Consider the following 7,807-nt stretch of genomic DNA (forward strand, 5'->3'; position numbering starts at 1 on the left):
GCGTGGGCGATCGTGCCGTCGGGGCGGTGGTGGAACCACTCGGGGTGTTTCTCCACCCAGGGGTGGTCGGGGGAGCACTGGAGCGCGAAGTCGAGAGCGATCTCCAGCTTCAGCGAGGCGGCCCGGCGGACGAAGGCGTCGAAGTCCTCGAGGGTGCCCAGGTCCGGATGGATGGCGTCGTGTCCGCCCTCGGGGGAGCCGATGGCCCAGGGCACGCCGACGTCCTCGGGGGTGGCCGACAGGGTGTTGTCGGGTCCCTTGCGGTAGGTGGTGCCGATGGGGTGGACCGGCGGGAGGTAGACGACGTCGAAGCCCATCTCCGCGATCGCGGGCAGGCGTTCGGCGGCAGTACGGAACGTGCCATGCACGGGCGGATCCAGCTGCCCGCTCTCCGAACGCGGGAAGAACTCGTACCAGGCGCCGTAGAGCGCCCGCTCCCGCTCCACCAGCAACGGCAACGGCTCGGACGACGTCACCAGGTCGCGCAGCGGATGCCGGGCCAGCACCTCGTCCACCTCGGGGGTGAGGGCGGCGGCGAGACGCGAGGCGACGGGACGGCCGGTGTCGCGCAACGCGCCGACGGCACCGAGGACCGTGTCCCTGAGGCGCTTGCTCTTCGGCCCCTTCGGCATGGCGGCGACCGCCCGCTCGTACAGCAGGGCTCCCTCCTCCAGCACCAGTTCCGTGTCCATTCCGGCCGGGATCTTGATCCCCGCGTGGTGCCGCCAGGTGGTGACCGGATCTCCCCACGCCTCCACCGTGTACGTCCAGCGGCCCTCCTTGCCGGCGCTCACCGCGGCACCCCAGCGGTCGGTGCCGGGGGCCAGCTCGCGCATCGGCGCCCACGGGCCGGGCCGGCCGTCCGGGTCGCGCAGGACGACATTCGCGGCGACCGCGTCATGGCCCTCGCGGAAGACCGTGGCCGAGACCTCGAACTTCTCGTCCACCACCGCCTTCGCGGGACGGCGCCCGTGCTGCACGACCGGGCGGACGTCGAGGACGGGGATGCGCCCGACGGCCGTCGCCGCGGTGACGGCGGGGGCGGCCGGGTCGTCGGCGGTGCGCGTGGCGGGGACGGCGGACCTGCCCTTCTTGGGGGCGGACCTGCCTGTCTTCGGAATGGAGCCGCCTGCCTTGGGCTTGGGAGCGGCGGTGCGGGGGGCCGACGTGCCGGGATCGGACGTGCCGGGATCGGACGTGGCAGGAACGGAGGTGCCGAGATCGGATGTGGCAGGAACGGAGGTGCCGAGATCGGATGTGGCAGGAACGGAGGTGCCGGTGCCCGGGGTGGTGGTGGCCGCGCCGGTGGCGGCCGGGGTGCCGCCACCCGGTGCGGCGGAGGGTTTCTCCGGGGTACGGGGACCGGCCTCGGCCTTGCGTGTTCGGGGGGTCTCGGGGGTGGTCGTCGTGGGTGGCGACGTGTGGTGCGTGGCGGGCATGACCGCTCCTGTCCGCGTCAACGTGGGTGGGCGGATGAGGGTGTGGGGAGGTGGGGCCTGCGGGTGTACCGGGGGAGCCTTCCCACCCTATGCGGGTGAGCATTCCGGCACTTTGTTAACTACTCACGCGTATGTCTACACACAAGACCGGCCTCGTCCCGGGCAGGCGAGGCCGGTGCGGTGTGGCCGAATCACCCTGGTTGTACCAGCGTTCCACCGGAGTCAGCCGACGCTCAGGAGTTTGTTCGGTGAACCCGCGCCGACGCCCGACAACTTTCCCGGGACCGCCTGATTCACCAGCGCTTTCGTCACCTGGGCCGGTGTGGCCCGCGGATGACCCGCCAGATACAGCGCGGCCGCGCCGGCGGCGTGCGGGCTCGCCATCGACGTGCCGGAGTACGTCGCTTTCGCCGTATCACCGGTGTACGAAGTCGACGTGATCGCGACCCCCGGCGCGAAGAGGTCGAGCGCCGGACCGGTGTTCGAGAAGCTCGCCCGCGCGTCGGCCCGGTCGCTCGCGCCCACCGTGAGGGCCTGGGCGACCCGGGCCGGGGAGTAGGACGAGGCCGGCAGACCGTCGTTGCCCGCCGCGACCGTGTAGGTCACGCCGGAGGCGATGGAGTTGCGGACGGCCGCGTCCAGCTGGGCGTTGGCGTACCCGCCCAGACTGAGGTTGGCCACGGCCGGCTTCCTCGCGTGCCGGGTGACCCAGTCGATGCCGGCGATGACCTGGGCGGTGGAACCCGCCCCCTGGTCGTCGAGGACACGGACGGCCACGACCCTGGCCCTCTTGGCGACGCCGTACGTGGTGCCCGCGACGGTTCCGGCCACATGGGTGCCGTGGCCGTTGCCGTCCCGCGCGGTCCTGTCGTCGTCGACGAAGTCCCAGCCGTCGACCGCCCGGCCCCCGAAGTCCCGGTGGGTGACACGGATGCCGGTGTCGATGACGTACACGGTCACCCCCGAGCCCGCCGGTGCCGGTGCCGCGTAGCGCTTGTCGAGCGGCCGGCCCGGCTGGTCGATCCGGTCCAGGCCCCACGAGGGCGGGTTCCTCTGGACACTGTCGAGCGCCACCCGGGTGTCCTGGACGACCGAGGCCACGCGCGGGTCCGCGGCGAGCCGCCTGGCCTGTCTCTCCTCGGCCCGCACGGCGAAGCCGTTGAGGGCCGTGGCGTAGGTGTGGCTGATTCTCGCCCCGTACCGCTCGGCGACGCGCGTGCCCGCCGGAGAAGGAGCCCGCGTACCCCCCTTGAGCGTCACGATGTAACTCCCGCTGACGGAGCCCGGGAGACCGGCTCCGCGTATCAGCCCCTCGGGGGCCGCCTGCGCGGGCGGGGCGATGGCCGAAAGCACCGCGGCCGTCGTGACCGCGGTGAGACCCGCCGCCCAGCGCAGACGCCACTTCCTCGTCCGTTCCATGACTGGAGTTCCCCTCCTCAAGCCGACGTACGCAGACCGGAGCCGACCGCTCTGGGCAGGGCCCGGCCGCACGTCACCTGGCGAGCCTCTCGTGCGGCGCGAAGCACCACAAGGCCGCCCAGGAGGGCGGAATCGGCCATACCGCCCATGGGTGTGTGCGGGGGTGTCCGTGAAGGTTGCGTCGATTTCTCGCCGACGTAACGCGGCTTCGCGCCGATGTAACGCGGCTTCGCGCCGATGTCACCCGGTCGATCCGGATCCGGGGTCGTGCCGCGATGCGCCGTGTCGCGAAGGCACCCTCGCCGCTACCGTCGTGGGTGATGAAGGCCGCACAACGCCGTGCGTCCCTCTGCCGCGTACGTCCTCCGTGAAGGTGGAACTCGTGAAGGCGATCCGCAGATTCACCGTCCGACCCGTTCTCCCAGAAGTCCTTCACCCGCTCAGTGACCTGGCACGCAACCTTCGCTGGTCCTGGCATGCCGAGACCCGCGACCTCTTCCAGTCCGTCGACCCGGAGCGCTGGGCCGCGTCCGGCGGCGACCCCGTAAGACTGCTCGGCAGCGTGTCGGCCGGACGGCTCACGGAGCTCACCCAGGACAGCCGATTCCTGCGCCGCCTCGGCGAGGTCTCCGACGACCTGCGCGAGTACGTGACCGGCGACCGCTGGTACCAGACACAGACCTCCGACCTGCCCGCCGCCATCGCCTACTTCTCGCCCGAGTTCGGCATCACCGCCGCGCTGCCGCAGTACTCCGGGGGCCTCGGCATCCTCGCCGGCGACCATCTCAAGGCGGCCAGCGACCTGGGTGCCCCGCTGATCGGCGTGGGCCTGCTCTACCGGCACGGATACTTCCGCCAGTCCCTGTCCCGCGACGGCTGGCAGCAGGAGCACTATCCGGTCCTCGACCCCAACGAACTGCCCGTGGTACCCCTGCGCGTCGACGACGGCACGCCCGCCCAGGTCTCCCTCGCCCTGCCCGGCGGCCGCGCGCTGCACGCCCGCGTCTGGCTGGCCCAGGTCGGCCGCGTCCCGCTGCTCATGCTCGACTCCGACGTCGAGGAGAACGACCTCGGCGAACGCGGGGTCACCGACCGGCTGTACGGCGGCGGCAGCGAGCACCGGCTGCTGCAGGAGATGCTGCTCGGCATAGGAGGGGTGCGCGCGGTCCGGACGTACTGTCGTCTGACCGGGCATCCGCAGCCCGAGGTGTTCCACACCAACGAGGGGCACGCGGGGTTCCTCGGTCTGGAGAGGATCGCCGAACTCGCCGACAAGGGACTGGACTTCGCGTCCTCGCTGGAGGCGGTGAGGGCCGGTACGGTCTTCACCACCCACACCCCGGTACCCGCGGGCATCGACCGCTTCGACCGGGAACTGGTGGCCCGCCACTTCGGCCCCGACGCCGAACTCCCGCGCATCGACGTGGAGCGCATCCTCGCCCTCGGCATGGAGACCTATGCCGGAGGCGAGCCGAATCTCTTCAACATGGCCGTGATGGGCCTGCGGCTCGGCCAGCGGGCGAACGGGGTCTCGCTGCTGCACGGCCAGGTCAGCCGGGAGATGTTCTCCGGGCTCTGGCCGGGCTTCGACCCCGAGGAGGTGCCGATCACCTCGGTCACCAACGGCGTCCACGCGCCGACCTGGGTGGCGCCCGAGGTCTTCCGGCTCGGCGCCCGGCAGATCGGCGCGCAGCGCACCGAGGACGCGCTGACCGTCGGCGGCTCGGACCGGTGGGACGCGGTGGCCGAGATCGCCGACCAGGAGATCTGGGACCTGCGCAGGGTGCTGCGGGAACAGCTGGTGCTGGAGGTGAGGGACCGGCTCCGGGCCTCCTGGCGTCAGCGCGGCGCCGGCACCGCCGAACTCGGCTGGATCGACGGAGTGCTGGACCCCGACGTGCTCACCATCGGCTTCGCGCGCCGGGTCCCCTCGTACAAACGGCTGACCCTCATGCTGCGCGACCGCGACCGGCTCATGGACCTGCTGCTGCACGCCGAGCGGCCGGTCCAGATCGTCGTGGCGGGCAAGGCGCACCCCGCCGACGACGGCGGGAAGCGGCTGATCCAGGAGCTGGTCGAATTCGCCGACGACCCCCGGGTGCGCCACCGGATCGTCTTCCTGCCCGACTACGGCATGGCGATGGCACAGAAGCTGTACCCGGGCTGCGACATCTGGCTCAACAACCCGCTGCGCCCGCTGGAGGCGTGCGGCACGAGCGGTATGAAGGCGGCGCTCAACGGCTGCCTCAACCTCTCCGTCCTGGACGGCTGGTGGGACGAGTGGTTCCAGCCCGACTTCGGCTGGGCGATCCCGACCGCGGACGGCACCGCGACCGACGACGACCGCCGTGACGAACTGGAGGCCGGGGCTCTCTACGACCTCCTCGAACAGCGGGTGGCCCCCCGCTTCTACGACCGGGGCCAGCACGGTCTGCCCGACCGCTGGATCGAGATGGTCCGCCAGACGCTGACCCACCTCGGCCCGAAGGTCCTGGCCGGCCGGATGGTGCGCGAGTACGTGGAGCGCCTGTACGCCCCCGCGGCCCACGCCCACCGGTCCCTCACCGCCGAGACGGCCCGCGAACTGGCCACCTGGAAGTCACGTGTCCGGGCCGCCTGGCCGCATGTCACCGTCGACCATGTCGAGGCGTCCTCGGCCACCACGACCGCCGAACTCGGCACCACCCTGTCGCTGCGCGTCCGCGTCGGCCTCGGTGACCTCGACCCCGACGACGTGGAGGTCCAGGCGGTCGCGGGCCGCGTCGACACCGACGACCGCATCGGCGACGCGGTCTGTGTCCCGCTGAAACCGGCCGGCGGCCCCGACCTCGAAGGCCGCTGGGTGTACGAGGGCCCGCTGTCCCTCGACCGCACGGGACCCTTCGGCTACACGGTGCGCATCCTGCCGACCCACCGGCTGCTGGCCTCCGGCGCGGAACTCGGGCTGGTGGCGGTGCCGTCGGAGGAGATGGGGGAGGGAGCGGGTCTGCTGATGCGGTGACGCGCGAGCGGGACACCGCAGGGGGCGAGCCGCACATCTTGGCTCGTCCCCGGGCCGCACGCCGTGGTTCGTCTCCGGGCCGCACACCGTGGCTCGTCCCCGGGCCCCAGGAGTGTTTCGTGGCTGGGCGGCACGACGCGGCTCGCTCCCGGGCCGCCCGACATCGTCTCCGGCCGGGCCCGGCGTCGGCCGTCCCCGGCGCACCCCCGGGCATCGGTCACCCCGCCGGAACCACGTCCGGCGTCCGCCGACCCGCGGGGCCGTGCACACCTGCCTCCGGTTCAGCTGTCCAGTCCGGCGCACAGCCGGCGCAGCACCTTCCCGCACCGCTGGGCGTAGGCGTGCTGGAGGCCTCGGGTCGCGGCGCCGCCCGCGCGGGCGTACCACTTGACCGCACGGCTGAAGGCCGTGATCGTCAGCCAGACGGTGCCGTCGCCGGTACGGGAGACGACGAAGGCTTCCTCGCCGCACTCGGGATGGCCGGACAGTGTTCCGTAGGCCCAGGCGGTGCGCCGGGGTTCCTCCGCCGTCCAGACCACGCGGCAGGGTGCCTTGATCGGGCCGAGACCGACGGTGACGTCGACGCCCGGAGCCGCCTTGTCGGCGTCGGAGACCATGCCGATCCCCATGGCACGGTGCAGCTCCCAGGTCATCAGGGCTTCGGAGGCGCGCCGGAAGACGGCCTCGCCCTCGCCGATGCGGAAGCGGAGATGCAGTCGGTGGAAGCCCGGCGGGCAGCGGTCCTCGCGGGTCGCACCCACGTCCTCGTACGTGTAGGGCATGGGGGCAAGAGTAAGGCGGCACCCGTGGCTGTCCTTGCCCGGGTGCCGCCTCCGTTCCACTACACGCGTACTAGCTGACGTTGACCGCGGACCACGCGGCGGCCACCGTCTTGTACTCCGTGCTGGTCGAGCCGTACAGGGCCGACGCCGCGGAGAGCGTGGCCGTGCGGGCGCCCGTGTACTTGGTCGTCGACGTCATGTAGGTCGTCAGCGCCTTGTACCAGATCTGCAGCGCCTTGGCCCGGCCGATGCCGGTGACCGTGGTGCCGTTGGACGTCGGGGAGTTGTAGCTCACCCCGTTGATCGTCTTGGCGCCGCTGCCCTCCGAGAGGAGGTAGAAGAAGTGGTTCGCGACACCGGACGAGTAGTGCACGTCCAGGTTGCCCACGCTGGAGGACCAGTAGTTGGCGGAGCCGCCGTCCTTGCTGGGCTGGTCCATGTAGCGCAGCGGGGTGCCGTCGCCGTTGATGTTGATCTTCTCGCCGATGAGGTAGTCGCCCACGTCGGAGGAGTTGGCCGCGTAGAACTCGACGCCGGTTCCGAAGATGTCGGAGGTCGCCTCGTTCAGACCGCCGGACTCACCCGAGTAGTTCAGGCCAGCGGTGTTGGAGGTGACGCCGTGGCTCATCTCGTGACCGGCCACGTCCAGCGACGTCAGCGGGTGCGTGTTGCCCGAGCCGTCGCCGTACGTCATGCAGAAGCAGCTGTCGTCCCAGAACGCGTTGACGTACGCGTTGCCGTAGTGGACGCGGGAGTAGGCCGCGACGCCGTTGTTCTTGATGCCGCTGCGGCCGAAGGTGTTCTTGTAGAAGTCCCAGGTCACCTGCGCGCCATAGGCGGCGTCGACGGCCGCGGTCTGGTCGGTGGTGGAGCTGGAGGCCGCACCGGTGCCCCAGGTGTCGTCCGCGTCGGTGAACAGAGTGCCCGCGGAGGAGCTGGTGGTGTGCGACTTGTTGTACGTCTTGTGGCTGCCGCGGGTGCCGTCGGTCAGCTGGTACGTCGAGCCCGACAGGGTCGTGTTGAGGGTGACCGTGCCCGAGTAGAGGCTCTTGCCGGTACCGGTCTCGATGCCCTGGTACTCGTAGAGCTTCTTGCCGGTGGCGGCGTCGGTGATGACGTGCAGCTCGTTGGGGGTGCCGTCGTCCTGGAGGCCGCCGACGACGGTC

5 protein-coding genes are annotated in these 7,807 nt (G+C 71.5%); 1 reads left to right on the forward strand and 4 read right to left on the reverse strand.

Features of this window, described 5'->3' with window-relative positions; translation table 11 throughout:
• The coding region (locus ACWD68_RS41095) for a maltotransferase domain-containing protein (RefSeq protein WP_451811586.1) at positions 1 to 1,439 on the reverse strand (1,439 nt) is incomplete at its 3' end.
• 222 nt (positions 1,440 to 1,661) lie between these two features.
• Positions 1,662 to 2,858, reverse strand: a complete 1,197-nt coding sequence (locus ACWD68_RS41100; protein ID WP_451811587.1) for a S8 family peptidase — start codon at positions 2,856 to 2,858, stop codon at positions 1,662 to 1,664.
• A 382-nt stretch (positions 2,859 to 3,240) separates the two neighbouring features.
• On the opposite strand from ACWD68_RS41100, the gene ACWD68_RS41105 reads away from it, so the two are divergent.
• Positions 3,241 to 5,859 (forward strand): glycosyltransferase family 1 protein, encoded by a 2,619-nt coding sequence (locus ACWD68_RS41105; RefSeq protein ID WP_451811588.1) that lies wholly within the window; start codon positions 3,241 to 3,243, stop codon positions 5,857 to 5,859.
• 281 nt (positions 5,860 to 6,140) lie between these two features.
• Here ACWD68_RS41105 and ACWD68_RS41110 read toward each other — a convergent pair whose 3' ends face one another.
• Both ACWD68_RS41110 and ACWD68_RS41115 read right to left on the reverse strand, forming a co-directional pair.
• Entirely contained in the window at positions 6,141 to 6,641 is a 501-nt protein-coding gene (locus ACWD68_RS41110) for a DUF1990 family protein (protein WP_451811589.1), read from the reverse strand.
• Positions 6,642 to 6,711: 70 nt separating this feature from the next.
• Positions 6,712 to 7,807, reverse strand: a 1,096-nt coding sequence (locus tag ACWD68_RS41115) for a M4 family metallopeptidase (protein WP_451811590.1), incomplete at its 5' end; no start/stop codon positions are given.

The organism is Streptomyces sp. NPDC005141 (assembly GCF_053599975.1).